Genomic DNA, 24,632 nt, shown 5'->3' with positions numbered 1-24,632 from the left:
GGCCGTAACGACGATGGCGGATCAGCACGGCGGCACCGCCATACGTACAGAAAGCATCCTCGCCGAGGTACTGGCCGGGGTCATGGATATCGACCATGTGCCAGCCGATAGTCACTTTTTCAAGGAGTTGGGGGCCGATTCGTTGGTGATGGCCCATTTCTGCGCGCGATTGAGAAAGCGCGGCGACCTGCCGTCGGTATCGATGAAGGATATCTACGCGCACCCGACGATCAGAAGCCTGGCCGCGGCGCTGGCGGACGCGGCTCCCGCCACCGGCAAGCCGCCGGCGGCAGCGTTGGCGCCGGCGACGCCGACCAGCGCGCGCGAGTATGTCGTGTGCGGTGTGCTGCAAGCGTTGTTCTACCTCGGGTATTCCTACCTTGGCGTCATTGCCGCCATTGCGGGCTATCAGTGGCTGGTGGCCGATGCCATGGGCGTCGAGAAGGTGCTGCGCCTGGCCCTGTTCGGCAGCGTGGTTTTCTTCGCCGTGAGCGTGCTGCCGATCGCGGTGAAGTGGCTGCTGATCGGCCGCTGGAAGCCGCAGCAGATCCGGCTCTGGAGCTTGGGCTATGTCCGCTTCTGGGTGGTCAAGGCCCTGAACTGGTCGAACCCCGGCGTCTATTTATGCGTCGGTTCGCCCTTGTACAATTTCTATCTGAGGGCGTTGGGGGCGAAAATCGGGCCGGGGGTCGTGATCCTGTCGCGGCACATCCCGGTGTGCACCGACCTGCTCACGATCGGCGCCGGAACCGTGATCCGCCGGGATGCGATGTTTCTCTGCTACCGGGCGCAGGCCGGCCGGCTCGAGACCGGGCCGGTGACGCTGGGCCGGGACGCGTTTGTCGGTGAAATGTCCGTGCTCGACATCGACACGGCCATGGGCGATGGGGCACAGCTCGGTCATACCTCCGCCTTGCATCGCGGCCAGTCGGTGCCGGCCGGCGAGCGCTGGCACGGCTCCCCGGCACAGCGCACCGATACCAACTATGTGAGAGTGGCACCGGCGCCGTGCGGCAGGCTGCGTCGAGCCGCGTATGCCGCTTTGACCTTGATCATCGTCCTCTTTGTGTGGGCGCCGCTCCTGGAGTGGGGCCTCGGCCTGCTGTTCCTTCAGGTGTCGTCGCTGGTCGAGATGCTGGACCCGGCCCTGAAAACGAGCGGCGGGGTGTTGACGGCGCGGGGGCTGCTGACCGAGGCGCTGGTGTTCTCGGCGGTCTTCTTCTTCGGCATGCTGCTGGTCGGTCTGCTGGCCCTCGGCACCCTGCCGCGTGTCTTGAACCTGTTCCTCAAGCCGGACACGGTCTACCCGCTCTACGGCTTCCGCTACGCCATGCATCGCGCCATCGCGGGCTTGGGCAGGCTGAGGTTCTTCCCGGTGCTGTTCGGCGATAGTTCGTACATCGTCCACTTCCTGGAGTGGATCGGCTATCGCCTGTCTCCGGTGGTGCAGACCGGGTCGAATTTCGGCAGCGAGGTGATCACCACGAACCCCTTGCTCACCACCGTGGGCAGCGGAACGATGGTCTCCGACGGCCTGTACCTGATCAACGACGAAATCTCCAGCACCTCGTTCAAGGTGTCCCGGACGGCGATCGGGTCGCGCAACTTCGTGGGCAACTACGTGACCTACCCGCCGGGGGCGCGGACGGCCGACAACTGCCTGCTCGCGATCAAGGTGATGGTGCCGCTCGACGGCAAGGTGCGCGAGGGGGTGGGCCTGCTGGGTTCGCCGCCCTTCGAGATTCCGCGCTCGGTCGAACGCGACAGCCGGTTCGATCATCTGCGGACGGGTGAGGCGATGCGTCGCGGCCTGGCTGCCAAGAACCGCTTCAACCTGCGGACGATCGGCATTTTCCTGCTGACCCGGTGGGTCGGTGTCTTCCTGATCGTGCTCATCGACGTGGCCGCCGTCCGGGTTTTCTACGACATGTTCGCCCATGCGCTCATGGCGGCGCTCTTCGCGCTGAGCGCGGTTGTCGCCGCGGTCTACTACGCCCTGGTGGAGCGCGGCTTCGAAGCGCTCGGCCCGCCACCACCGGCCATCTGCTCCATCTACGACCCGGGTTTCTGGTGGGTCGAGCGCAACTGGAAGCTGCACCCGATCAACTTCCTCCACCTCTTCGACGGCACGCCCTTCAAGAGTGTGCTGTGGCGGTTGATCGGGGTGCGCTTGGGCAAGCGGGTATTCGATGACGGTACCCATATTTCCGAGCCGACCCTGACCACCATCGGGGACGAATGCGTCCTCAATCACCGCAGCAAGATCCAGTGCGACTCGCAGGAGGACGGGACCTACAAGTCCGGCCATACCGCGCTCGGCGCGGGTTGCACGCTCGGGGTGGGCGCCTTCGTGCACTACGGTGTGACGATGGGCGACGGTTCGGCACTCGCTGCGGACTCCTTCCTGATGAAGGGGGAGACGGTGCCCGCCAACGCTCAGTGGGGCGGGAACCCGGCCAGGGAGATCTGAGATGAACCCTATCGCATTACGAAAAGACGGCGCCACGGCCGAGCACAGCCGGGCGTTCTGGCACGATGTCCTCCTCGCCGGCGGCTTCGCCGCGCTGCCGCGCTGGACCCTAGATCCGGTACCCGGCGTCGGGGAAGTGGAAGCGGCGATTCCCGATGAACTCGCGGCGGCGCTGTACCGGCTGGTGGATAAGCTGGCGGTACCGCTCAGTTCGGTGCTGTTGACCGCGCACGCCAAGGTGCTCGGCGCGCTCTGCGGGGAGAGCGAGGTGACCGCCGGCTACGCCGTGCCGGGCGGCCCGCCGTTGCCGCTGCCGATGTCGATCGGGCCCCGCTCGTGGCGGCAGGTGCTGCAGGAAACCGCGCGAGCGGAGTCGGCGCTGCTGTTGCACCGGAATTTTCCGGTCGAGACGCTGAGACGTGAGCTGGGCCTCACCGAGCCCCTGTTCGAAACCGTGTTCGATACCGCCCCGGCGGGCGGTGCCGAGCTGGGCGACGGCATCGTGCTCCGTCTCGCCCTGGTGCAAGGCGAGGGGCTCGCGCTGCGGCTGCGTTACCGGACGGACGTGATGGATGACGGCTGCGCTGGCAGGATCGCCGGTTATCACCTTTCCGCGCTGGCCTCGATCACGGCCGATCCGGATGCCGAGCCGGCACGACAGTGCCTGCTGTCACCCGAGGAGCGGCGTTTCCAGCTTGATGGCCTCGCCGGACCGCAACGCGCACTGCCGGAGCGCCGGGTCCATGAGCTGTTCGAGGAGGAGGTTCGGGCGCATCCGGACGCCGTGGCGGCCGTGCATGGCGACCGGCAGCTGAGCTACCGCCAGCTCAACGCACGCGCCAATCAGCTGGCACGGTTGCTGTTGGCGCACGGGCTGCAGCGCGAAGGCGTGGTCGCCGTGGTGACCGAGCGCAACCTGGACTGGATGAGCGCCGTGCTCGCCATCTTCAAGGCCGGTGGCGCCTACCTGCCCATCGAGCCGCACTTTCCCGCCGACCGCATCGCGAGGACGCTCAGCCGGGCCGATTGCCGGCTGGTGCTGACCGAACGCGGCAGCACCGGGATGCTGGATCAGGCGCTCGACTCGCAAGCTGGAATCCATGGAGACATCCAGCGGCTGTTCATCGACGCGGCTTTCGAGGCTGGCCTTCCCGATAGTGATCCCGGTATCGACGTCGCGCCCGATCAGCTTGCCTACATCTACTTCACCTCCGGTTCGACCGGCGAGCCCAAGGGCGCGATGTGCGAGCACGCCGGCATGCTCAACCACCTGTTCGCCAAGATCGACGACCTGAACATCGGTGCCGGAACGGTGGTCGCCCAGACGGCGCCGCAGTGCTTCGATATTTCGCTGTGGCAGCTGGTGTCCGCGCTGTTGGTCGGCGGGCGGACGCTGCTGGTGGAGCAGGACGCGATCCTGGACGCCAAGCGTTTCGTCGACAAGATCGTCGAGGCCAGGGTCAACGTGCTGCAGGTGGTGCCGTCCTATCTCGACGTCGTCCTGTCTTATCTGGATCAGCACCCCCGCGCCCTGTCGGACCTGCGCTACGTGGCGGTCACCGGCGAGGCGCTGAAGAAGGAGCTGACACAGCGCTGGTTCGCGGCCCTGCCCGGGATCAAGCTGGTGAACGTGTACGGGCTGACCGAAACCTCTGACGACACCAATCACGAGGTGATGGACGGCGTGCCCAGCCGCGAGCGCGTGCCGCTCGGCCGCCCCGTCAACAATGCGCATGTCTACGTCGTCGACGAGCAGTTGTCGCCGGTGCCGCTCGGCGCACCGGGCGAGATCGTGTTCTCCGGGGTCTGCGTCGGGCGCGGCTACGTCAACGATCCGGAGCGCACGCAACGCGCCTTCATGGCCGACCCGAACCGCCCGGGGCAGCGGTTGTACCGCAGCGGCGACTTCGGCCGCTGGCTGCCCGAAGGCAAGCTGGAGTTCCTCGGCCGCCGCGATGCGCAGGTCAAGATCAGCGGCTTCCGGATCGAGCTGGGCGAGATCGAGAACACACTGTTGCGCTTGCCGGGCGTGCGGGACGGCGCGGTCGTCGTCGCCGAGCGGGCAGACCGCAGCAAGCACCTGGTGGCTTTTTATTCCGGCGAGCGGCAGCTCGACGCCGAGGCGCTGCAAAAGCAGCTTGGCGAGTCGCTGCCCACGTACATGGTGCCGTCGGCGTTCCATTGGCAAAGAACGCTGCCCTTGACGGGCAACGGCAAGATCGACCGGAAGGCCTTGACGGCTCTCGCCGGCGAGCTCGGCATGGCCAAAGCCGATGGCGAGCGCGCCAGCACGCCGACCGAGCAACGGCTGGCGGCCGCATGGGCCGAGATCCTCGGCATCTCGCCGGAGCAGGTGGGCCGGGGGGCTCACTTCTTCGAACTTGGCGGCACCTCGTTGTCGGCACTGAGGCTGGCGATCAAGTTGAACCGCGCGGTGTCGGTGAAGGACCTGGCGGATCACCCGGTGCTCGCCGATCTGGCCGGCCTGGTGGACGCGCGGTCCGCATAGCGGCGGCTGGCTGCGCCAGAAGGGCAGCCAGCCGCCACCACCGCATCAGTCAGCAAAGGAGGTAATCCGAAATGTCATCACTCTTTGCAACCGCATCATCTTCCGTGCCGACCTCATCGCTCGATGTGGAGGTGCGATCCGGTAAGCCGCCGCTGTTGCAGGTGGACGCCAGCGCGGACGCACGCCGCTGGGTCGCCGAGCATCGCGATGAGCTGCGTGCCGCCGTCGTCGAACACGGCGCGCTGCTGGTGCGCGGCCTCGGCTTGCGCGACGTGGAGGAGGTGGGCGTCGTGTTCCGGCAACTGGGTCGCCTGATGATCGAGCGGGAGGCGTTCGCCACCCGGCAGCGCTACGCCGATGGGCTCTATTCCTCGTCGAAGTGGCCGTCCAGCCAGCCCATGTGCATGCACCACGAACTCAGCTATGCGCTCGAATTTCCCTCCCTCATGTTGTTCGCCTGTCTCACCGCGCCCACCGAGGAGGGCGCGACGCCGTTGGCCGACGAGACGGTGATAGGGCGAGCGCTACCGGCGGATCTGGTCGACCGCTTCGAGCGGCTGGGGTGGCTGCTGGTCCGCAACTACAACGACGAGATCGGGGCGTCGATCGCCGAAGCCTTCGGCAGTGGCGAGCGCCAGGCCGTCGAGAGCTACTGCCGTGCGCAGGCGATCCGCTTCGAGTGGCAGCCCGACGGCGCCTTGCGCACCTGGCAGCGCCGCAGCGCCGTGGTGCGCCATCCGCGTACCGGCCAGCGCTGCTGGTTCAACCAGATCGCCTTCCTCAACGAGTGGACGATAGACCCGGAGGTGCGCGAATACCTGGTGGACGTCTACGGCGAGGACGGGCTGCCGTTCAATACGCGTTTCGGCAACGGCGACCCGATCGACCCGGACATCGTGCAAACGATCAACGAGGTCTATACCGCCCACACCGTGCGCGACGCCTGGCAGTCCGGCGACCTGATGCTGGTGGACAACATCCGCACCGCGCACGCCAGGGAACGCTTCGAGGGGCCGCGCGAGGTGCTGGTCGGCATGGCCGACGCGCTGAACGTGGCCGACTGCTCGCCGACCATCGAGGTGGCCGGCGATTGACGAAGACCGCCACACAGTAAAGGAGCTTGCAAATGTCAGCAGGAAAATTCGAGACGGTGTTGCCGGACGAGCCGGTGTTCTGGGATGTCGAGCAGAGACCGAGCCGCCAGTCGGAAACGGAAGCCGTTCTCCCGGTGGAGCATGCCCGTGTCCTGGTCTGTGACCCGATCCCTGCCGTGGCCGTCGAGCGGATGCGCGAAGGCGGGCTGCTGGTGGACGAGTGGATCGGCCTCTCGCCCGCGATGCTTGAGGAACTGATCGGCGATTACGACGCCGTCGTCGTGCGCTCCGCCACCCGGATCGGCGCGCAGCAGCTCGCGGCGGCCCAGCGGTTGCGGCTGATCGTCCGCGCCGGTGTCGGCACCGACAACATCGACCTTGCCGCGGCGGAGTCCCAGGGTATCGCCGTACTGAACACGCCCAAGGCCTCGACCGGCTCGGTGGCCGAGCTGGCCCTGGGCATGCTTCTCGCCCTGGCGCGGCGCATCCCGCAGGCCGATGCCGCGGTGAAGTCGGGACGTTGGCCGAAGAAAGAGTTCTCGGACGGGATCGAATTGGCGGGCAAGACGCTCGGCATCATCGGCGTGGGCCGGATCGGGGGAGCCCTGGGGCGTTGTGCCGCCGCGCTCGGCATGGTCGTTGTCGGGGCCGACAAGGCCGCCGAGCCCGTGGGGCGCTTCGAGGGTCTTGAGCTGCTCTCGCTCGAGGCGCTCCTTGCGTGTGCCGACTTCGTTTCGATTCACACCCCGCCGGGCAAGGCGGGGCGCGCCGTGATCGGGAAGAAGGAGATCGCGCGCATGAAGGACGGTGTACTGCTGGTCAACTGCGCGCGTGGCGGCTTGGTGGACGAGGAGGCGCTCCTCGCCGCCCTCGATTCGGGCAAGGTACGCGGAGCCGCGCTCGATGTGTTCGCCGGGGAGCCCCCCAGCGACCTGCGGCTTGCCCGTCATCCTCATGTCATCTGCACGCCACACTTGGGCGCTTCAACGCGCGAGGCCCAAGCCCGGATCGGCGTGGAGATCGCTCAGCTCATGCTGGAGCAGTTGTAGCGCTCCGTCACAGGCGGGAGTCCGTCATGTTTCAACTGCCCTCCCACGAAGTGCATGTCTGGCGCGCCAGTCTGGACGTTTCTCCGGAAACGTCGGCGCGCCTCCAGGCGACGCTCTCAGACGACGAATGCCGACGCAGCGCACGGTTTCGCTTCGAGCGTGATCGACGGCGGTTTGTCGCCGCGCATGGCGTGCTGCGCGCGCTCCTGGGGTGCTATCTTCAGACCCCGGCCGATAGCGTACGCTATGTGTACAACGCCTTCGGCAAACCGGGCCTCAGCCCTGAATTCGACGGCCGGCTCGCGTTCAATCTGTCCCACTCGGGCGACCTGGCCCTCGTCGCCATCGCCGCCGACGCCAGGCTCGGCATCGATCTTGAACGCCTCCGGGGGCAAGCCGATTACGCGGACATCGCGCGCTATTTCTTCTCGGCGGCCGAGGCCGACCAGTTGAGTGCGCTGCCGGAGCCGCTTTGCGCCGATGCCTTTCTCGCGTGCTGGACCAAGAAGGAGGCGTACCTGAAAGCCTGCGGCAACGGCCTTGCCGGGCAGCTGGATGGTTTTTCGGTTCCCCTGACGACCGATCCGGGTGAGGGGCCGGCAGGCCTCGACGGCGCTTCCGGCGAGATCGCTCCGGAAAGGCCGTGGTCGCTGTACACGCTCCAGCCGGCGCCGGGCTATATCGGGGCGCTGGCCATCGAGGGGCGTGGCTGGCGCGTGAGTGAACGCCAGTGGGACCATGATGGACGAGGGTGAAAAGGTACGAAAGCCATGACAATGCATCATCGCTGTCATGGCTTGTCGTGGTGACTGGCGCCGGGCCGCCGGCTTGGTGCCGCGAACAACCCCTGTGCAACGGTCTTGGCTAGGCCGCGCAACAACGCCAGGAGGGGGTTGTCAGTGGCTCTCAGCCCTGGAGTTTGCGCACCAGCCCTTCCATCGCCAAGGTGTAGCCGGTGACGCCGAAGCCGACCACGATGCCGGCGGCGGCCGGCGAGACGTAGGAGTGGTGGCGGAAGGACTCGCGGGCGTGCACGTTGGAGATGTGGATTTCGATCACCGGCAGGTCGCCCACGCCCTTGATGGCGTCGTGCAGCGCGATCGAGGTGTGCGTCAGCGCGCCGGGGTTGATGACGACGCCGAGCAGGGTGCCGTCACGAAACGCCTGGCCGGCTTCGTGGATCTTGTCGAGCAGGGCGCCTTCCCAGTTGCTCTGGAAGCATTCCACCTCGTAGCCCAGGCGCTCGCCGGTTTCCTTGCACATCGCCTCGACGTCGGCCAGCGTGGTGTGGCCGTACTGGGCCGGCTCGCGCGTCCCCAGCAGGTTCAGGTTGGGGCCGTTCAGTACCAGAATTTTTTTCATCGTTCGTCCTCGTTCAATACTTGATCTGCGATACCGCGCGCAGTTCGTCCGGGGTGGCGGTGCCGAAGCCGAAGAACTCCAGGTAGGCGGGAATCATCTCGAACAGCATGTCGGTGCCGACCTGCACTTGGCAACCCTTTTCCAGCGCGGCGCGCAGCAGCGGGGTGTATTCCGACTTCATCACCACCTCGCCGACGAAGGTGCTCGGGGCGATGCGCGCGACGTCGAACGGCAGCGGATCGTCGTCGTTCATGCCCACCGGGGTGGCGTTGACGACGACGTCGTAACCCGCTGGGTCGTTGGAGCCGGTGCGGATGACGAGCTGCGGGTAGTGTTCGGCGAGGCGCCCCGCCAGGGCCTGGGCGGAGGCGTCGCGGGTGTCGAAGAGACCGAGTTCCGCCACGCCGGCGGCCGCCAGCGACGCGGCGATGGCCGAGCCGACGCCGCCACAGCCGGACACGAGCACACGGGTGCCGGTGAGGCGGCGGCCCTTGCGCTCGACGCCGCGCACGAAGCCGGCGCCGTCGAACTGGTCGCCCAGCAGGGTGCCGTCCGGGCGCAGCAGGATGGCGTTGCAGGCGCCGGCGATCCTGGCGGTCGGGGTGGCGTCGTCGACCAGATCGAGCGTGGTGATCTTGTGCGGCATGGTCACCAGCGCGCCGCGGATATTGCTCAGCCGGAACAGCGATTTGAGAAAGACCGCGTAGTCGTCCGGCTTGACGCCCATCGGCACCACCACGGCGTCGATGCCTTGTTTCTCGAACCACGGGTTGTAAATCATCGGCGCCTTGAAGGCTTCGGTCGGGTAGCCGAGGTGGGCGATCAGGGTGGTTTTGCCGCTAATCATCGAGTCATTCCTCCATTGTTTGATTATTCATGAACACGCTGGTGTTTGGTCATGGCGCCCCCCGGTGAGGGGGCGATGCTGCTTTCCTTGGGGCCGGAGGGGCGGCTGATGCGGGCCCGCGCCCTCCGGTTTTCTGCTCTGGCAGGGCTGGAGCGGGCTCAGTCGGCCCAGCTCGCGCCGCGTTGGCCGGCGCGCGCGCGGGTCTGCGCCAGCGCCGCCAGTCGCACCGCGACGTTGGCCGCGCCGTACTGCTGGTAGCCGCCGCGCCGTTCGATGATCTCGAAGAAGAAGCGTTCCTCGAACGGTTCGGTGTAGACGTGCAAGAGCTCGCCGCCCTCCGGGTCGCGGTCGTACAGCACGTTGGCGGTGGCGATCCGGGCGATGAACTCCGGCTCCAGGTCGAAGCGCGCGGCCAGATCGTCGTAGTAGTTGCGCGGAATCTCCAGGAGCGGCAAGCCGGCTTCGCGCGCTGCCGCCACCGCCGCGAAGATGTCGTCGGCGGCGAAGGCGACGTGCTGCAGGCCGGAGCCGCGGTAGGTCGACACCGAGCGGGCGATGGCGGTGTTGCGGTTTTCCGAGATGTTGAGGGGGATGCGGATGGTGCGGTCGGCGCTGCGCAGCACGCGGCTCTTCACCAGGCCGTACGGATCGGGCAGCACCCACTCGTGCTCGGCTTCGAAGCCGTACACGGCGCGGAAATACAGCGACCAGGTATCCAGCGTTTCGGCCGGCAGGCCGAGCGCGAAGTGATCGATGGCCGACAGCGTGGTACGTGCCGCGGCGGCAACGCCGCCCGGCAGCGGATCGAAGTCGCTGTCGTAGATCGAGCGGCCGTCCAGTCCCTTGTCCACCAGGTATTGCAGGCTGCCGTCCGGGGCGCGCACCGCCGGAATCTGGCGCTCGTTGGGGCCGACGCGGCTTTCGAACGGGCGGGCGCGGTACAGCTTGGCGCGCTCCAGCGCAGCGCGGCTGTCGTCGACGCGGAACGCCGCCGCGCACAGCGAGGGGCCGTGGGCGACGAAGAAGGCGTGGGCGAACGAGTCCGGCTCGGCGTTGAGAATCAGGTTGACGCTGCCGTGGCGGTAGAGGTCGACGTTCTTCGATTTGTGGCGCGCGGCATGGGCGAAGCCGAGCTTCTGGAGCCACTTGGCGAGGCGGCGCGCGGCGTCGTCGTCGACGGCGAATTCGAGGAACTCCACGCCGTCGAAGCGGGACGGCGCGGGCGGGGCGAACAGCGCCTCGGCGCTTTTCGCGCTCTCGAGGTTGGCCGAAGACGTCTGCAGTGCCTGGCGCGTGGTTTCTTCCAGGTACAGCAGCGAGCGCAGGCCGTCGGCCGCGGTGATGCGGGTCGGCGCGGCGCGGAAACCGTCGTTGAAGATTTCCAGCGACAGCGGGCCGGAGTAGCCGGTTTGCAGGATCGGGGCGAGGAAGGCCGGCAGGTCGAATTCGCCCTGGCCGGGGAAGCAGCGGAAGTGGCGGCTCCATTCCATGACGTCCATCGCCAGCACCGGGGCGTCGGCCATCTGCAGGAACACGATCTTGTCGCCGGGAATCTCCGCCAGCCGCGACAGGTCGTCCTGGATCGACAGGGTGTGGAAGCTGTCGAGGATGATGCCGAGGTTGGGGTGGTCGACCGCCTTCACGATGTCCCACACGTGGCGGTAGGAGTTGACGTAACGCCCCCAGGCCAGCGCCTCGTAGCCGACCAGGATGCCGCGCTTGGCGGCGCGTTCGGCCAACTGGTGCAGGTCGTCGGCGATCACGGCGTCGTCACGGATCACGTCGGGCTGCACGCTGCTGCACACCAGGATGCGGTCGGTGCCGAGTTCCTGCATCAGGTCGAACTTGCGCTCGGCGCGGTCGAGGTTGTGCTGCAGCTTGTCGCGCCGGCCACCTTCGAAGTCGCGGAACGGCTGGAACAGCATGATCTTGAGCCCGAGGTCGTCGCAGAGGCGCTTGGCGTCACGCGGCGAGCCCTCGAAGTACAGCAGGTCGTTCTCGAAAATCTCCACGCCGTCGAACCCGGCGGCGGCGATCGCCTCGAGCTTCTCCGGCAGCGTGCCGCTCAGCGACACCGTGGCAATGGAATGCTGCATGGTCGGTCCTCACAAGAAATGAGCGTATTTCTCAGAGCCAATTCCCGATCTTGCTGCGCATCCCCGATCGGGGCTCATGTGCTCTGCGTGCCAATCTATCACTGAGCCAATCGAAGATTGGCACGTAGTGATTGGCTCAGCGATCGGAAATCCTCATGGACTCCATGTCCATTCCGGTCCCTGCGCTGCGCGTCACCCCGCTGAGGGCTGCTCGCGACAGATCGTGAACAGATTCTCAGGATAGTCTCCGCCTTCGCCGAGGTGGAGTTTTGTTCGATAGTCGATTATATGTTCTGTATTCGGACAATTGCTATAGCTTTGTGCGTGGTCCGCGAGCATGTCGTTTTCACCTTGAGGCGGGGAGGGGCGAGCGCCACAAGGCCCAGGCGCATTGCCTTTGGCGCCATTCGGGGCGAGCGATGGCCAGAAAAGCTTGTGCGATAGTCGCACCATACTTCGATAATCGCCCTTGACGCTGCGGATGGCGAACCCTAAATTGTGTTCATTAATAGACGCAATGTTCGGTCAGCGCCCGTTTCGTGATTGGCGCCGTCTGGCCGGGCATGTTCATCAACCCGAGCAAAGGATCCCGCCCTCTATAGAAGGGTGGGACGGGAGCGAGACCATGATCGACAAGACCGTTGCCTCCCTTGAGGAGGCGGTGGCCGGCATCTTCGACGGTGCCACCGTGATGATCGGCGGCTTCGGCACGGCGGGGCAGCCGGCCGAGCTGATCGACGCGCTGATCGCGCAGGGCGCGAAAGACCTCACCATCGTCAACAACAACGCCGGCAACGGTGACATCGGGCTGGCCGCGCTGTTGCAGGCTCGCCGCGTCAAGAAGATCATCTGCTCGTTCCCGCGCCAGGCCGATTCGCACGTGTTCGACGCGCTCTACCGCGCCGGCGAGATCGAGCTGGAACTGGTGCCGCAGGGCAACCTCGCCGCGCGCATCCAGGCCGCCGGCGCCGGTCTTGGCGCCATCTTCACCCCGACCGGCTACGGCACGCTGTTGGCCGAAGGCAAGGAAACGCGCGAGATCGACGGCAAGCACTACGTGCTGGAATACCCGATCAAGGCCGACTTCGCGCTGATCAAGGCGCTGAAGGGCGACCGCTGGGGCAACCTGATCTACCGCAAGGCGGCGCGCAACTTCGGCCCGATCATGGCGACAGCGGCAGGCGTCACCATCGCGCAGGTGTCCGAAATCGTGCCCTTGGGCGCCCTGGACCCCGAAGTCATCGTGACCCCGGGCATTTTCGTGCAGCGCGTCGTCGCCATCGGCAACGCCGTGGCGCAAGCGGCGTAAAGGAGTAGCGACATGAACAAACTCACCCGCGACCAGATGGCCGAACGTGTCGCCCGCGACATCCCCGAAGGCTCCTACGTCAACCTCGGCATCGGTCTGCCGACCAAGGTGGCCAACTACCTGCCGAAAGAGCGCGAAATCTTCCTGCACAGCGAAAACGGCTTGCTCGGCATGGGCGAAGCGCCCGAACCGGGCGAAGAGGACCCGGAACTGATCAATGCCGGCAAGGAGCCGGTGACGCTGCTCGAAGGCGGCAGCTTCTTCCACCACGGCGACTCGTTCGCGATGATGCGCGGCGGCCACCTCGACATCTGTGTGCTCGGCGCCTTCCAGGTGTCGGCCAGCGGCGACTTGGCCAACTGGCACACCGGGGCACCGGGCGCGATCCCGGCGGTCGGCGGCGCAATGGACCTGGCGGTCGGCGCCAAGCAGGTGTTCGTGATGATGGATCTGCTCACCAAAACCGGCGAGAGCAAGCTGGTCGAGGCGTGCAGCTATCCGCTGACCGGCGTGGGCTGCGTCGACCGCATCTACACCGACGTGGCCGTCATCGACGTCACCCCGGACGGCCTGGTAGTGCGTGAACTGGTCGAAGGCAACAGCTTCGACGAGCTGCAGCGCATCGTCCCGGTTCCCCTCAAGATGGCTTCGCTGGCCGCCGCCGCATAAGGACCACCATGGAAAACGCCTACATCTGCGACGCCATCCGCACCCCGTTCGGCCGCTACGGCGGCACCCTGTCCTCGGTGCGCGCCGACGACCTCGGCGCCTTGCCGATCAAGGCCCTGATCGAGCGCAACCCCAACGTCGACTGGGGCGCCATCGACGACGTGATCTACGGCTGCGCCAACCAGGCCGGCGAAGACAACCGCAACGTGGCGCGCATGTCGTCGCTGCTGGCCGGCCTGCCGCAAGACGTGCCGGGCAGCACCGTCAACCGTCTGTGCGGCTCCAGCCTGGACGCCATCGGCATCGCCGCGCGCGCCATCAAGAGCGGCGAAACCAGCCTGATGATCGCCGGCGGCGTCGAGAGCATGAGTCGCGCCCCGTACGTGATGGGCAAGGCCGACACCGCGTTCTCGCGCAATATGAAGATCGAGGACACCACCATCGGCTGGCGCTTCGTCAACCCGCTGATGAAGGCGCAGTACGGCGTCGATTCGATGCCGGAAACCGCCGAGAACGTGGCTACCGATTTCGCCGTCAGCCGCGCCGACCAGGACGCCTTCGCGCTGCGCAGCCAGCAGCGCTATGCCGCCGCGCACGAGGCCGGCCGCTTTGCCGACGAGCTGATCCCGGTCACCATCGCCCAGAAGAAGGGTGAACCGATCGTGTTCGCCAAGGACGAGCATCCGCGTGCCACCACGCCGGAAGCGTTGGCTAAGCTGAAGGGTGTGGTGCGTCCGGACGGTTCCGTGACCGCCGGCAACGCCTCCGGTGTCAACGACGGCGCCTGCGCGCTGCTGCTGGCCAACGAAGCCGCTGCCGGCCGCTACGGCCTGACTCCGCGCGCCCGCATCGTGGCCATGGCCACCGCCGGCGTGGCGCCGCGCATCATGGGCTTCGGCCCGGCCCCGGCCATCCGCAAGGTGCTGGCCAAGGCCGGCCTGACGCTGGACCAGATCGACCTGATCGAGCTGAACGAGGCGTTCGCCGCCCAGGCACTGGCGGTGACCCGCGACCACGGCCTCTCCGACGACGACGCCCGCGTCAACCCGAACGGCGGCGCCATCGCCATCGGCCACCCGCTCGGCGCCTCCGGCGCGCGCCTGGTGACCACGGCGGCCTACCAGCTGGCCCGTACCGGCGGCCGTTACGCGCTGTGCACCATGTGCATCGGCGTGGGGCAGGGCATCGCGCTGATCATCGAACGCGTATGATGCTCGGGTGAGAACCCGTTGAAACGACGCCGACAGGCTCGCCCAAACCGGTCGGGCCTGTCGGCTTTTTCAAGGAAAGCCAAGAATGAAACTCCTGGACCCCTTGTTCCGGGGTAGCGCATGCCAGGCCGCCTTCAGCGACGCCGCCACGGTGCAGGGCATGCTCGACTTCGAGGCGGCGCTGGCGCGTGCCGAAGCGGCGGTCGGCGTGATTCCGCCGGCCGCGGTGCCGGCGATCGAAGCGGCTTGCCGCGCCGAGCGGCTGGACCTGGACGGCATCGCCGCCGACGCCGCGCGCGCCGGCAATCTGGCGATTCCCCTGGTCAAGCACCTGACGGCGCGGGTGAAGGCCGATGACGCGGCCGCGGCGCGCTTCGTGCACTGGGGCGCCACCAGCCAGGACGCCATCGACAGCGGCTTCGTGCTGCAGCTGAAGCAGGCGCTGGTCGCGGTCGAGGCCGACCTGGAGCGGCTGATCGCGGCGCTGGCGCGGCGCGTGGCCGAGCACCGCCACACCGTGATGGTGGGGCGCACCTGGATGCAGCACGCGCTGCCCACCACCTTCGGCCTCAAGCTCGCCGGCACCCTCGACGCGCTGCTGCGCCAGCGCGAGCGCCTGGCCGAGCTCAAGCCGCGCGTGCTGGCCGTGCAGTTCGGCGGTGCCGCCGGCACGCTGGCGTCGCTGGGCGATGCGGGCCTCACGGTGGCGCAAAGGTTGGCCGAAGAACTGGAGCTGACGCTGCCCGCGACGCCGTGGCATGGCCAGCGCGACCGCATCGCCGAAGTGGCCGCGTGGTTCGGCTTGCTGACCGGCGTGCTGGGCAAGCTGGCGCGCGACGTGTCGCTCTTGATGCAGACCGACGTGGCCGAAGCGTTCGAGCCGGCCGGAGCCGGCCGCGGCGGTTCGTCGACGATGCCGCACAAGCGCAACCCGGTGAGCTCGGCCATCGTGCTGTCCGCCGCAGTGCGCGTGCCGGCGCTGGTCGGCGCCGTGTTCGCGGCGATGGTGCAGGAGCACGAGCGCGGCCTCGGCGGCTGGCACGCCGAATGGGAAGCGCTGCCCGAACTGATCGGGCTGTCGGCCGGCGCCCTGGCGGTGAGCGCCGAACTGGTCGAAGGGCTGGAAGTCCACGCCGACACCATGCGCGCCAATCTCGACAAGACTGGCGGCCTGATCATGGCCGAGGCGGTGACGATGGCGCTGGGCGAGCCGCTCGGCCGGCTCGAAGCGCACAAGTTGGTGGAGCAGAAGTGCCGCCAGGCCCTCAGCGAAGGCCGTCACCTGAAGGACGTGTTGCAACAGGAACCCCGCGTCACCGCGCATTTGTCCTATGAAGAATTGAACCGCCTGTTGGACCCCGTCAACTATACCGGCGTTGCCGACGCGCTGATCGAGCGCGTGCTGGCCGCCGCCCTGGCAGGAAACTGATCATGTCTACCATCAAACTCGATACCTGCACCATCCACTACGATCTGGACGGCCCGGCCGGTGCGCCGGTGCTGGTGCTGTCCAACTCGCTCGGCACCACCATGGACATGTGGGCGCCTCAGCTGGACGCGCTGCGCTGGAAATTCCAACTGCTCCGCTACGACACGCGTGGCCATGGCAAATCGACGCCGGTGCCCGGCCCGTACACGATCGACAGGCTCGGCCGCGACGTGCTGGGCCTCTTGGATACGCTCGAGATCGAGCGCGCGCACTTCTGCGGCATTTCGATGGGTGGCCTCACCGGCCTGTGGCTGGGCGTCAACGCCCCCGAGCGTCTCAACAAGCTGGTGGTGAGCAACACTGCCGCCCGGGTCGGCACCGCCGAGGGCTGGCAGGAGCGCGCCCGCCTGGTGCGCGATGAGGGCATGCCCGAAGTGGCCGATGGCGCCGCCAGCCGCTGGTTCACTCCGCATTTCATCCAGCACCAGCCGGAGCTGGTCGACATGCTGCTGCAGCAATTACGCACCAGCCCGCAGGCCGGCTACGCCGCCTGCTGCGACGCGCTGGAGAAGGCCGATCTGCGCCAGGACATCGCCAGCATCAGTGCACCGACGCTGGTGATCAGCGGCCGGCACGACCCGGTGACCACCACCGAGGATGCGCGCTACCTGGTTGAGCATATTGCCGGGGCGAAGCTGGTGGAACTGGACGCCTCCCACCTCTCCAACGTCGAAGCCGCCGCCGAATTCAACCGCGCCGTTGTGGACTTCCTGCTCGCCTGAGTGGCTTTAACAAGCAAGGATCACAAAGAATGGACGAAAAAGACCGCTACGAAAACGGAATGACGGTGCGCCGCGCCGTGCTGGGCGACGCCCACGTCGACCGCACCCTGACCAAGCGCAACGACTTCAACACCGAATTCCAGGAGTTCATCACGCGCTACGCCTGGGGCGACATCTGGACCCGCCCCGGCCTGCCGCGCCACAGCCGCAGCCTGATCACCATCGCCATGCTGATCGCGCTCAACCGCGAAGACGAGTTGCGCATGCACCTGAAGGCCGCGTTTAATAACGGCGTGACGCGCGACGAGCTGAAGGAAGTCCTGATGCAGTCCGGCATCTATTGCGGCCTGCCCGCCGCCAACGCCGCCTTCCATCTGGCCGAAGCGGTGTTCGCCGAGATGGAGGCACAGGGCTAACCGCTCCGGTATCATCGCGTCATGGGAGAAGCCGGGCCTTGTGCCCGGCTTCATTGTCTTTCCGCTCCAAACACCGTCAGAGGAGACGTCATGCCGGAATTCTTGTTCGAGGCCAGCTTCTGGCTCTCGGTGGCGCAGATCGTCGCCATCGATATCCTGCTGGGCGGCGACAACGCCGTGGTGATCGCGCTGGCCTGCCGCAAACTACCCGAAGCGCAGCGCCGCAAAGGCATCCTGTGGGGCGTGGCCGGCGCTGTCGCCCTGCGCATCGTGCTGATCTTCTTCGCGCTGCAGCTCTTGGCGCTACCCTTGCTGAAGGTGGGGGGCGCGCTGCTGTTGCTGTGGATCGGCGTCAAGCTGCTGCAGCCGGAAGACGACGACGGCCACGCCAACGTCCAAGGCAGCACCCATCTCTTGGGCGCCATCAAGACCATCATCGTGGCCGACGCCGTGATGAGCCTGGACAATGTCATCGCCGTGGCCGGCGCCGCCAAGGGCGAGCTGGGTCTGGTGGCGTTCGGTATCGCCATCAGCATTCCCATCATCGTCTGGGGCAGCCAGTTCGTGCTCAAGCTGATGGACCGCTTCCCGGTGGTGATCACGCTGGGCGCGGCGCTGTTGGGCTGGATCGCCGGCGACATGGTGCTGGGCGACGTGATGGTCAAGCCGTACCTGGCGGACGCACCGCACTGGTTGCACTACCTCTCGGGCTCGGTGGGTGCGGTGCTGGTGGTGGCTGTCGGCACGCAGCTGGCAAAACGCGCTGCCGCCGCACCGCTTAACGAGATTGCGCTGAGCGGCGAGACACCGCGCAGCGGCAAAGACTAATCGGGGGAATCTGTCATGACGATGCGAATTCTGGTGGCACTGGACGGCTCCGAGCCGTCGCTGCGCGCCATCGACTACCTCCTTCGGCTGCATGCCGCCGCGGGCGATCTGGACGTCCATCTGCTCAACGTGCAGATACCGCTCGAATCCGGCCACGTGCGCATGTTCATCAGCCACGAGGATCTGCAGGAGTATTACCGCGAACAAGGCCAGGCGGCGCTCAAGGCCGGGCGCGAGCGGCTGGAACAGGCCGGCGTCCCTTGCACGGTGCACGTCGCGGTGGGGCATAGCGCGCAAACCATCTCCCAGTTCGCGCGCGAACGCGGCATCGACACCATCGTCATGGGTTCGCACGGTCACAGCGGGATCGGCCATCTGCTGCTGGGCTCGGTGACGTCGGAAGTCATCCGGCTGGCCGACGTCCCGGTGACCGTGGCGAAGTAGGCGAGCGCCGCCGGCAGCCTGTCATCTCGATACTGACAAAGCCCCCGTCGGGAGCCGTTGAGGCATCCGGCGGGGGCTTATTCCTGGCCCTTCAGGCGCTCGCGTTGCCGCGCCGCCGAATCGCGGATGGTGGCGATCAATTCCTGGGTCGGCATCGACAGCCGGCCCTCGCTGCGCGTCAGCAGCCCCACCGGCTCCTCGGTGCCGCCGGTGGCCAGGGGCAGGCGCGCGAGCAGGCCCCGCTCCAGATCGTCGCGCACCGCCCCCGCCGAAATGAACCACACGTAATCGAAGCGCAACGCCAGCAGCCGCGCCAGCGATACCGACAAGGTCTCCACCAGGCTCTCGGGCAGGCGCAGGCCGCGCGATTGCAGGAAACTTTCGGTGTTGTGGCGCGGAATCGTGCCCTTGGGCGAGACGATCAGCGGGTAATCGAGCACCGTCTCCAGCGACGGTGGATGATCGGACTGTAGCGGGTGGCCGGGCCGGGTCACCATGATCATTGGTTCGACGTAGAGCAGTTCGAAGCTCAATCCGACCATCATTTCCGGATCGGCCATGCGGCCGATCGCCAGATCGTATTCGCCTGCCTTGAGGCTGGCCAGCAGCGGGGCGTTGGCCGCGGTCTGCACCTGTACCGAGGTGTGCGGGCGTTGGGCGCGAAACTCGCCCAGCGCCAGCGGCAGCAGGTCGATCGCCACGGTCGGCAGGGCGCCGACACGCAGCAGGGTCGGCGACGGGGCGTCATGCTTGCTCACGGCGCGCCCCGCCGCGCCCAGGGTGTCGAGCACCGCGACCGCGTGCACCAGAAACGCCTCGCCGTCTTGCGTCAGCGTGGCGCCCAGCCGCCCGCGCTCGAACAGCCGCGCGCCGGCGATCTCCTCCAGCTCGGCCAGGGTCTTCGAGACCGCCGGCTGGCTCAACATCAGGCGTGCCGCGGCACGTCCCAGGTTCTGCTCCTGGGCCACGGCGACGAAGCAGTGCAGGTGGCGCAGCCGGATGCGGCTGGTGAAACGATCCTTTTCCATAGCCCGATGTTATGAAAGAAGCCGTGCCATGGCAATTTTCATGAATTCCGATGCCGGTTTTCGAGGGGTAGCGGGTGGCATGGCTGGGTGGTCTTGATAAAAACTGAACGTCGTATAAAAATAGATGTCGTCTATATTGTCTTGAGGGTGTCGCCATGCCCGGCAACCTGTCCAACGCCGACGTCCCGACGCCAGACGAACCGTCGGCGGCACAAACCGGCCGGCGCGAACGCAAGCGCCAGCAACAACTCGACCATCTCGCCGACACCGCCTGGGCCTTGTTCGAGGCAGAAGGCTACGAAGCGGTGACCATGGAGCGCATCGCCGAGGCCGCCGACGTCGCCAAGGGCACCTTGTACAAGCACTTCCCGGTCAAGGAGGCGCTGCTTCGCCATCGCTTCCACCGTGAATTGCGCGAAGGCCAGGCCGGCCTGGCGCCGGTGATCCAGGCCGAAGCGCCCGGCGCGGCGCGCCTGCGCCGGTTCTTCGCGCTGAGCGCCGAGTGGTCGGAACCACACCGCCGCTACCTGCTGCCCTACGTGCAATACCGTCTGGCCGAGCCGCGCCATCCGAACGATGAGCGCCAGCGCAGCGGTCTGGAGCGCATCTTCGCGGCCCTGATCGCCGACGGCCAGGCGGCCGGCTGTTTCCGCCAGGACGTCAGCGCCTCGGTGCTGGCGGTGTACCTCGAATTCCTCTATCTCGCCGCACTGCTGCGCTGGCTGACCGAGGCGGCGCCCTCGCTGCCCGACGAGTTCGAGAGCATGCTCGATGTCTTCTTCGGCGGCCTGGAGGTGCGGGCATGACGGCGGCCATCATCAATGAAGCAGAGAGCCTCGCGCTGGGCGCCACCGCCGTCGGCGGCAAGGCCTGGCAACTCGCGCAGTTGCGCCATTTCGGCCTGCCGGTACCGGATTTCGTCGCGGTTCCGGCGTGCTGGAGCGAGGCCCGGCACGGCGCGTTTCCGGAGGAACTGGCGTCGCAGCTGGCCTCAACGTTGGCCGAACGGGGCTGGCTCGACCGCCCGCTCGCCGTGCGCTCGTCGGCGGTGGGCGAGGATTCGGCGCTGGCCTCGTTCGCCGGTATCTATCGCTCATGCCTCAATGTGCGTGGCCTGCCTGCGTTGCTGGCGGCCATCGCCGAGGTCTGGAGCTCGCTCGACAGCGAGACGGCAAGCGCCTATCGCCAGGGTATCGGCCAACGGCAGCCGGCAACGATGGCGGTGATCGTGATGCCGCTGCTCGCCGCCGAGGCATCCGGCATCGCGTTCACCTGCGACCCCGTCAGCGGCCGCGAGGATCGCCTGATCGTGCATGCCAACTGGGGGCTGGGCGAGTCGCTGGTGGGCGGCGAGGCAGCGGGCGACGAGTACGTTTTCGCCGAGGATACGAGCGACATCTGGCGCCTGATCGAGCGCCGCCAAGGCAGCAAGGCGACGATGAGCGTGAGCGCTGCGGGCGGGGGCACGGTGCGCGTAGCGGTCCCCGCGAGCAAGGCCTCGGCTTCCGTCTTCGATACCGCGCAAGCCGAAGCGCTGGCCGCCTTGTTGCGAGACGCCGCCGTTGCGCTCGATTTCGTCGCGCCTTTCTACGATCTTGAATGGGTCTGGGACGGCACACGCTTCTGGCTGGCCCAGGCACGGCCGGTGACGCGGCGCCCTCGTCATACCTACGCCGCGCTGCAAGGTCAGCCGGCGATCTGGACGCGCGGCAATACCTGCGAAATCATGCCCGAGCCGCTGCAGCCCATGGACTGGAACTTCTCCCGGCGCGGCGTCAACGATCTGCTCGAACAAGGCTGGAAGCTCGCCGGCTACCCGCTGTTGCCGGGGGTCCAGCGCGCCGGGCTGTTTCACGGCCGGCTCTACCTTGAAGCGGCCATCCTGCAGTGGGAAGGCTGGGACGCCATTGGACTGACCCCCGAGCATTTCAATGCGTTACTGGGCGGCCATCAGCCGGTGGTTGTCATCACACCACCTACGTTCGGCACCCGGCTGCGGCGCCTGGGGCGCATCCTGCGCTATGCCCTGGGGGCACCGGCCAAGCGCCGGAGCGGCGACGCGGCCATCGCCCGGGTACGGGCAAGCGCCCGCCAGGCGCTGGGGCAGACGTCACCTTGCGATGCCGCGGGCTGGCGTGAACGGCTGTACCAGCTGTGCCGGCCGGCGCGGGAGGAAGTCGATCTGCTGTTCCTGCAAGGGTCGGGGGGCGGCAGTCTGTCCCTCTTGGTCGAGACACTGGAAAAAACCTTCCCTGGCGAAGGAGCGGCGCTCGGCGCCGCCCTGCTGGCGGGAGGTGACGCCAGTGTCACGGCGCAGCAGGGCTACGCGTTGCTGGCGCTGGCGCGCCTGGCGGCCCGCTGTGGCCACAGCCCGCAGGACCACCCCGAGTTTGCCCGCGCTTTCGCCGCCTTTCTCGACGAGTACGGTCATCGGGGCCATTACGAGACCTATATCGGCTCGCCGCGCTGGCGCGAACAGCCCGAGACGATTCTCGAACAACTCCCGGCGCTGGCGCAGGTCGACGAGAAAGCGATAGTGGCGCGCCAGCAGGCTGCCGCCGACGCGGCCTGGCAACGCCTGCGCCAACATGCGCCGTTGTGGAAAACGCTGTTCATCAAGGGCCTGGTCAAGGCCGCCAATCGCGAATCCAACCAGCGCGAGGCGGCGCGCAGCGCCTTGATCGCCAATCTCGACGCGGTGCGGCACGCCTGGTTGGGCGCCGCCGCCTGGATGCAGTCGCAGGGCTGGCTGCGGGCGGCGGAGGATGTCTTCTGGCTGCTGCCTTCCGAAGCCGAGCGCGCCGCCATGAGCGGGCAGACCCCCGCCGCCGGGCTGCAGGCGCGCATCGCGGCGCGGCAGGCGCAGTTCCGCCAGTGGCAGGCGGAAGAGGCGCCGGAGTTCCTGTTGGTCGAAGCGGCCGGGACGACGCTGCCAGCCAAGGCTTTGCCATCCGGCGCCGCCAACGGCCGCCATCGCTGGCGTGGCGTCGCCACCGGCACGGGGCGGGTGCAGGGCAGGGTACGCATTTTGCGCCATCCCTCCGACGGCGGGCGCCTGCAGGCCGGCGAGATTCTGGTCGCGCCATCGACCGATCCCGGCTGGACGCCGCTCTTCCTGAGGGCGGGCGGGCTGGTGGTCGAAACCGGCGGCTATCTCTCGCACGGCGCCATCGTCGCCCGCGAATTCGCCCTGCCGGCGGTGGTCAACCTGCCCGGCATCCTCGATGCCCTGCAGGATGGCGACGAGATCGAAGTCGACGGACTGAGCGGTGAGGTACGCCACCTGGGCCGGAATGGGACGGAAAGGTCAGCCGGCCAGGCGACGTAGCCGGGGGCGGGCTCGTCGCGCCCAGCGTTTCGGGCGGGGCCGTGTGATGCGTTCGGCCAACCTGGCCTTGGAAAAAAAGAAGGGGCCGCTGGGCGGCCCCTGAATAACTCGAGGGAGAAACGCGAGTGAGGAGGATCAGACGTCGAAGAACACCGTTTCGTTGTCGCCCTGGATGCGCACGTCGAAGCGGTACACCACTTCACCGTCGCGCTCTTCGCGCTGGGCGATCAGCGTCTTGCGCCGCACTTCCCATTCGATCAGGTTGAGCACCGGGTCCTTGGCGTTGGCTTCGGCTTCATCCGAGAAGTAGAGGCGGGTATTCAGGCCGATGTTGATGCCGCGCGCCACGATCCACAGGTTGATGTGTGGGGCCATGGTGCGGCCGTGGCGGCCCTCGACGGGGCCCGGCTTGATGGTCTCGAAGGTATAGAGGCCGCTTTCGAAGTCGGAGCAGGCGCGGCCCCAGCCGCGGAAGCTGTCGTCGAGCGGCTTGTCCTGGGTATCGGCCGGGTGGTTGTAGCGGCCGTCGGCGTTGGCCTGCCAGATTTCCAGCAGCACGTCGCGCAGCGGCGTGCCGGAACCGTCGATCACGCGGCCCTCGATGCGGATGCGCTCGCCGCGGGTGGCGGGGGTCGTCAGCACGTTGGAGAAGTTGTTCTCGAAGATGTCGAAACCGGCGGCGTGTGGCGCCAGGCCGATGTGCACGTACGGGCCGGCGGTCTGGGAGGCGGTTTCTTTCAGGTAGTTGAGCTGGTTGACCATCATTTCGCCCCCTGGATGCGGTTTTCAAACAACGTGGCACGACGGCCGCGCAGCACGATATCGAAACGGTACGCCATGCTGTCGAGCTGCACGAAGGCATGGCGGTCGAGCGGGGCGATCAGGGTGCGCACGGCTTCTTCGTCGTTGATGGAACGCACGATCGGGCAGGTGGCGATCAGCGGGTCGCCCTCGAAGTACATCTGGGTGATCAGGCGCTGGGCGAAGCCGTCGCCCGACAGCGAGAAGTGGATATGCGCCGGACGCCAGTCGTTGACGCGGTTGCGCCACGGGTACGGACCGGGCTTGATGGTGCGGAAGAAATAGTAGCCGTTGTCGTCGGTCAGCACGCGCCCGCAGCCGCCGAAGTTGGGGTCGATCGGCGCCAGATACTGGTCCTTCTTGTGGCGGTAGCGGCCGCCGGCGTTGGCTTGCCACACTTCCACCAGGGAGTTCTTCACCGGGCGGCCGTTCTCGTCGCGCACGAAGCCATGCACGATGATGCGCTCGCCGATCGGCAGGCCGTCCTTGGCGTAGTTCAGGATCAGGTCGTTGTCGAGCGGACCCAGTTCGTCCTGGCGGAACACCGGGCCGGTGATTTCCGACAGCGAGTTCTGCAGCGAAATCAGGGCGTTCTTGGGCGAACGCAGAATGCTGGTCTTGTAGTCGGGCGCGTAAGCGGGCGGGTGCACGCTGCGGTCGCGCTGGTAGAACTCGCCGTATTGATCGCTAGAGCGGTTCATGCATGTCTCCTTGGTAGGTGCCACTATGATTGTGGTGGGCCAGGTACTGTGTGTTGCCTCACCCGGCTGCCTGGTGTTGCAAATGCTTGATGTGCAGCAAGGTCGGTAGGGAGAGTCTATGTAAGAAACAATGTTATGGATAATGAGATATTGGTGAATTATCCATAATATTTAATTATGATTTTGAGGCGCGGTGGCGATGCGCTGCCATCACCGGCCTGTCGACAGTGGCGTGCCGGATGGCATGCCATCCGGGGCT

General features: G+C 67.0%; 21 protein-coding genes. 15 read left to right on the top strand and 6 right to left on the bottom strand.

The window, feature by feature from the left end; genetic code table 11:
- The first annotated feature begins 13 nt into the window (after positions 1 to 13).
- The 5 genes from AC3WG5_RS11335 (at position 14) to AC3WG5_RS11315 (ending at position 7,877) form a co-directional block, all read left to right on the top strand.
- Positions 14 to 2,470, top strand: coding sequence for a Pls/PosA family non-ribosomal peptide synthetase (locus tag AC3WG5_RS11335; RefSeq protein WP_492568743.1), 2,457 nt, complete (start codon positions 14 to 16; stop codon positions 2,468 to 2,470).
- A 1-nt stretch (position 2,471) separates the two neighbouring features.
- Complete coding sequence (locus AC3WG5_RS11330; RefSeq protein WP_492568742.1) at positions 2,472 to 4,979, top strand: non-ribosomal peptide synthetase; 2,508 nt, start codon at positions 2,472 to 2,474, stop codon at positions 4,977 to 4,979.
- Between the two features lie 71 nt (positions 4,980 to 5,050).
- Positions 5,051 to 6,073: a TauD/TfdA family dioxygenase gene (locus tag AC3WG5_RS11325; RefSeq protein WP_492568741.1), complete on the top strand. Its 1,023-nt coding sequence runs from the start codon at positions 5,051 to 5,053 to the stop codon at positions 6,071 to 6,073.
- 32 nt (positions 6,074 to 6,105) lie between these two features.
- Positions 6,106 to 7,122 (top strand): NAD(P)-dependent oxidoreductase, encoded by a 1,017-nt coding sequence (locus tag AC3WG5_RS11320; protein WP_482581221.1) that lies wholly within the window; start codon positions 6,106 to 6,108, stop codon positions 7,120 to 7,122.
- Between the two features lie 26 nt (positions 7,123 to 7,148).
- Entirely contained in the window at positions 7,149 to 7,877 is a 729-nt protein-coding gene (locus tag AC3WG5_RS11315) for a 4'-phosphopantetheinyl transferase family protein (protein ID WP_492568740.1), read from the top strand.
- Between the two features lie 151 nt (positions 7,878 to 8,028).
- Here AC3WG5_RS11315 and aroQ read toward each other — a convergent pair whose 3' ends face one another.
- From aroQ to AC3WG5_RS11300, 3 genes are all read right to left on the bottom strand, one after another.
- A complete protein-coding gene (aroQ, locus tag AC3WG5_RS11310) occupies positions 8,029 to 8,484 on the bottom strand; it encodes a type II 3-dehydroquinate dehydratase (protein ID WP_492568739.1) in 456 nt (151 codons plus the stop codon).
- Positions 8,485 to 8,497: 13 nt separating this feature from the next.
- A complete protein-coding gene (locus AC3WG5_RS11305; RefSeq protein WP_492568738.1) occupies positions 8,498 to 9,331 on the bottom strand; it encodes a shikimate dehydrogenase family protein in 834 nt (277 codons plus the stop codon).
- Positions 9,332 to 9,489: 158 nt separating this feature from the next.
- The gene (locus AC3WG5_RS11300) at positions 9,490 to 11,427 is read right to left on the bottom strand and encodes a bifunctional sugar phosphate isomerase/epimerase/4-hydroxyphenylpyruvate dioxygenase family protein (RefSeq protein ID WP_492568737.1); all 1,938 of its coding nucleotides are present in this window, start codon (positions 11,425 to 11,427) and stop codon (positions 9,490 to 9,492) included.
- Between the two features lie 625 nt (positions 11,428 to 12,052).
- On the opposite strand from AC3WG5_RS11300, the gene AC3WG5_RS11295 reads away from it, so the two are divergent.
- From AC3WG5_RS11295 to AC3WG5_RS11260, 8 genes are all read left to right on the top strand, one after another.
- On the top strand, positions 12,053 to 12,736 hold the full coding sequence (locus AC3WG5_RS11295; RefSeq protein ID WP_294863631.1) for a 3-oxoacid CoA-transferase subunit A: 684 nt from the start codon (positions 12,053 to 12,055) through the stop codon (positions 12,734 to 12,736).
- A gap of 12 nt (positions 12,737 to 12,748) precedes the next feature.
- On the top strand, positions 12,749 to 13,405 hold the full coding sequence (locus AC3WG5_RS11290) for a 3-oxoacid CoA-transferase subunit B (protein ID WP_008952951.1): 657 nt from the start codon (positions 12,749 to 12,751) through the stop codon (positions 13,403 to 13,405).
- Between the two features lie 8 nt (positions 13,406 to 13,413).
- A complete protein-coding gene (gene pcaF, locus AC3WG5_RS11285; RefSeq protein ID WP_492568736.1) occupies positions 13,414 to 14,616 on the top strand; it encodes a 3-oxoadipyl-CoA thiolase in 1,203 nt (400 codons plus the stop codon).
- Between the two features lie 85 nt (positions 14,617 to 14,701).
- Positions 14,702 to 16,045 carry a 3-carboxy-cis,cis-muconate cycloisomerase gene (locus AC3WG5_RS11280; protein ID WP_492568734.1) on the top strand — a complete coding sequence of 448 codons (1,344 nt, stop codon included), beginning with the start codon at positions 14,702 to 14,704 and terminating at the stop codon, positions 16,043 to 16,045.
- Positions 16,046 to 16,047: 2 nt separating this feature from the next.
- Positions 16,048 to 16,827, top strand: coding sequence for a 3-oxoadipate enol-lactonase (gene pcaD, locus AC3WG5_RS11275; protein ID WP_492568732.1), 780 nt, complete (start codon positions 16,048 to 16,050; stop codon positions 16,825 to 16,827).
- A 29-nt stretch (positions 16,828 to 16,856) separates the two neighbouring features.
- Entirely contained in the window at positions 16,857 to 17,243 is a 387-nt protein-coding gene (pcaC, locus tag AC3WG5_RS11270; protein ID WP_008952947.1) for a 4-carboxymuconolactone decarboxylase, read from the top strand.
- 90 nt (positions 17,244 to 17,333) lie between these two features.
- On the top strand, positions 17,334 to 18,071 hold the full coding sequence (locus AC3WG5_RS11265; RefSeq protein WP_008952946.1) for a TerC family protein: 738 nt from the start codon (positions 17,334 to 17,336) through the stop codon (positions 18,069 to 18,071).
- 15 nt (positions 18,072 to 18,086) lie between these two features.
- Positions 18,087 to 18,515 (top strand): universal stress protein, encoded by a 429-nt coding sequence (locus AC3WG5_RS11260; protein WP_492568731.1) that lies wholly within the window; start codon positions 18,087 to 18,089, stop codon positions 18,513 to 18,515.
- 77 nt (positions 18,516 to 18,592) lie between these two features.
- On the opposite strand, the gene AC3WG5_RS11255 is transcribed toward AC3WG5_RS11260, so the two are convergent.
- Positions 18,593 to 19,543, bottom strand: a complete 951-nt coding sequence (locus AC3WG5_RS11255) for a LysR substrate-binding domain-containing protein (protein WP_492568730.1) — start codon at positions 19,541 to 19,543, stop codon at positions 18,593 to 18,595.
- A 155-nt stretch (positions 19,544 to 19,698) separates the two neighbouring features.
- On the opposite strand from AC3WG5_RS11255, the gene AC3WG5_RS11250 reads away from it, so the two are divergent.
- Both AC3WG5_RS11250 and AC3WG5_RS11245 read left to right on the top strand, forming a co-directional pair.
- The gene (locus AC3WG5_RS11250) at positions 19,699 to 20,349 is read left to right on the top strand and encodes a TetR/AcrR family transcriptional regulator (protein WP_492568729.1); all 651 of its coding nucleotides are present in this window, start codon (positions 19,699 to 19,701) and stop codon (positions 20,347 to 20,349) included.
- Complete coding sequence (locus AC3WG5_RS11245; protein WP_492568728.1) at positions 20,346 to 22,871, top strand: PEP/pyruvate-binding domain-containing protein; 2,526 nt, start codon at positions 20,346 to 20,348, stop codon at positions 22,869 to 22,871. Before AC3WG5_RS11250 ends, AC3WG5_RS11245 begins: the two co-directional genes overlap by 4 nt.
- A gap of 135 nt (positions 22,872 to 23,006) precedes the next feature.
- Here the strand turns inward: AC3WG5_RS11245 and pcaG are convergent, their stop codons facing one another.
- Positions 23,007 to 23,636: a protocatechuate 3,4-dioxygenase subunit alpha gene (gene pcaG, locus AC3WG5_RS11240; protein WP_492568727.1), complete on the bottom strand. Its 630-nt coding sequence runs from the start codon at positions 23,634 to 23,636 to the stop codon at positions 23,007 to 23,009.
- Positions 23,633 to 24,373: a protocatechuate 3,4-dioxygenase subunit beta gene (gene pcaH, locus AC3WG5_RS11235; protein WP_482581251.1), complete on the bottom strand. Its 741-nt coding sequence runs from the start codon at positions 24,371 to 24,373 to the stop codon at positions 23,633 to 23,635. The genes pcaG and pcaH overlap by 4 nt, the downstream gene beginning before the upstream one ends.
- Positions 24,374 to 24,632 lie beyond the last annotated feature (259 nt).

The organism is Pseudogulbenkiania sp. FW507-F1 (assembly GCF_058781125.1).
Note: the sequence above shows the minus strand (reverse complement) of the source record. Positions and strands in the feature narration are given on the sequence as shown.

Bases quoted from the DNA above. Each gene is read 5' to 3' on its own strand.
- AC3WG5_RS11335 (WP_492568743.1), top strand. From the start codon at position 14: ATGGCGGATCAGCACGGCGGCACCGCCATACGTACAGAAAGCATCCTC.
- AC3WG5_RS11330 (WP_492568742.1), top strand. From the start codon at position 2,472: ATGAACCCTATCGCATTACGAAAAGACGGCGCCACGGCCGAGCACAGC.
- AC3WG5_RS11325 (WP_492568741.1), top strand. From the start codon at position 5,051: ATGTCATCACTCTTTGCAACCGCATCATCTTCCGTGCCGACCTCATCG.
- AC3WG5_RS11320 (WP_482581221.1), top strand. From the start codon at position 6,106: ATGTCAGCAGGAAAATTCGAGACGGTGTTGCCGGACGAGCCGGTGTTC.
- AC3WG5_RS11315 (WP_492568740.1), top strand. From the start codon at position 7,149: ATGTTTCAACTGCCCTCCCACGAAGTGCATGTCTGGCGCGCCAGTCTG.
- aroQ (WP_492568739.1), bottom strand. From the start codon at position 8,484: ATGAAAAAAATTCTGGTACTGAACGGCCCCAACCTGAACCTGCTGGGG.
- AC3WG5_RS11305 (WP_492568738.1), bottom strand. From the start codon at position 9,331: ATGATTAGCGGCAAAACCACCCTGATCGCCCACCTCGGCTACCCGACC.
- AC3WG5_RS11300 (WP_492568737.1), bottom strand. From the start codon at position 11,427: ATGCAGCATTCCATTGCCACGGTGTCGCTGAGCGGCACGCTGCCGGAG.
- AC3WG5_RS11295 (WP_294863631.1), top strand. From the start codon at position 12,053: ATGATCGACAAGACCGTTGCCTCCCTTGAGGAGGCGGTGGCCGGCATC.
- AC3WG5_RS11290 (WP_008952951.1), top strand. From the start codon at position 12,749: ATGAACAAACTCACCCGCGACCAGATGGCCGAACGTGTCGCCCGCGAC.
- pcaF (WP_492568736.1), top strand. From the start codon at position 13,414: ATGGAAAACGCCTACATCTGCGACGCCATCCGCACCCCGTTCGGCCGC.
- AC3WG5_RS11280 (WP_492568734.1), top strand. From the start codon at position 14,702: ATGAAACTCCTGGACCCCTTGTTCCGGGGTAGCGCATGCCAGGCCGCC.
- pcaD (WP_492568732.1), top strand. From the start codon at position 16,048: ATGTCTACCATCAAACTCGATACCTGCACCATCCACTACGATCTGGAC.
- pcaC (WP_008952947.1), top strand. From the start codon at position 16,857: ATGGACGAAAAAGACCGCTACGAAAACGGAATGACGGTGCGCCGCGCC.
- AC3WG5_RS11265 (WP_008952946.1), top strand. From the start codon at position 17,334: ATGCCGGAATTCTTGTTCGAGGCCAGCTTCTGGCTCTCGGTGGCGCAG.
- AC3WG5_RS11260 (WP_492568731.1), top strand. From the start codon at position 18,087: ATGACGATGCGAATTCTGGTGGCACTGGACGGCTCCGAGCCGTCGCTG.
- AC3WG5_RS11255 (WP_492568730.1), bottom strand. From the start codon at position 19,543: ATGGAAAAGGATCGTTTCACCAGCCGCATCCGGCTGCGCCACCTGCAC.
- AC3WG5_RS11250 (WP_492568729.1), top strand. From the start codon at position 19,699: ATGCCCGGCAACCTGTCCAACGCCGACGTCCCGACGCCAGACGAACCG.
- AC3WG5_RS11245 (WP_492568728.1), top strand. From the start codon at position 20,346: ATGACGGCGGCCATCATCAATGAAGCAGAGAGCCTCGCGCTGGGCGCC.
- pcaG (WP_492568727.1), bottom strand. From the start codon at position 23,636: ATGATGGTCAACCAGCTCAACTACCTGAAAGAAACCGCCTCCCAGACC.
- pcaH (WP_482581251.1), bottom strand. From the start codon at position 24,373: ATGAACCGCTCTAGCGATCAATACGGCGAGTTCTACCAGCGCGACCGC.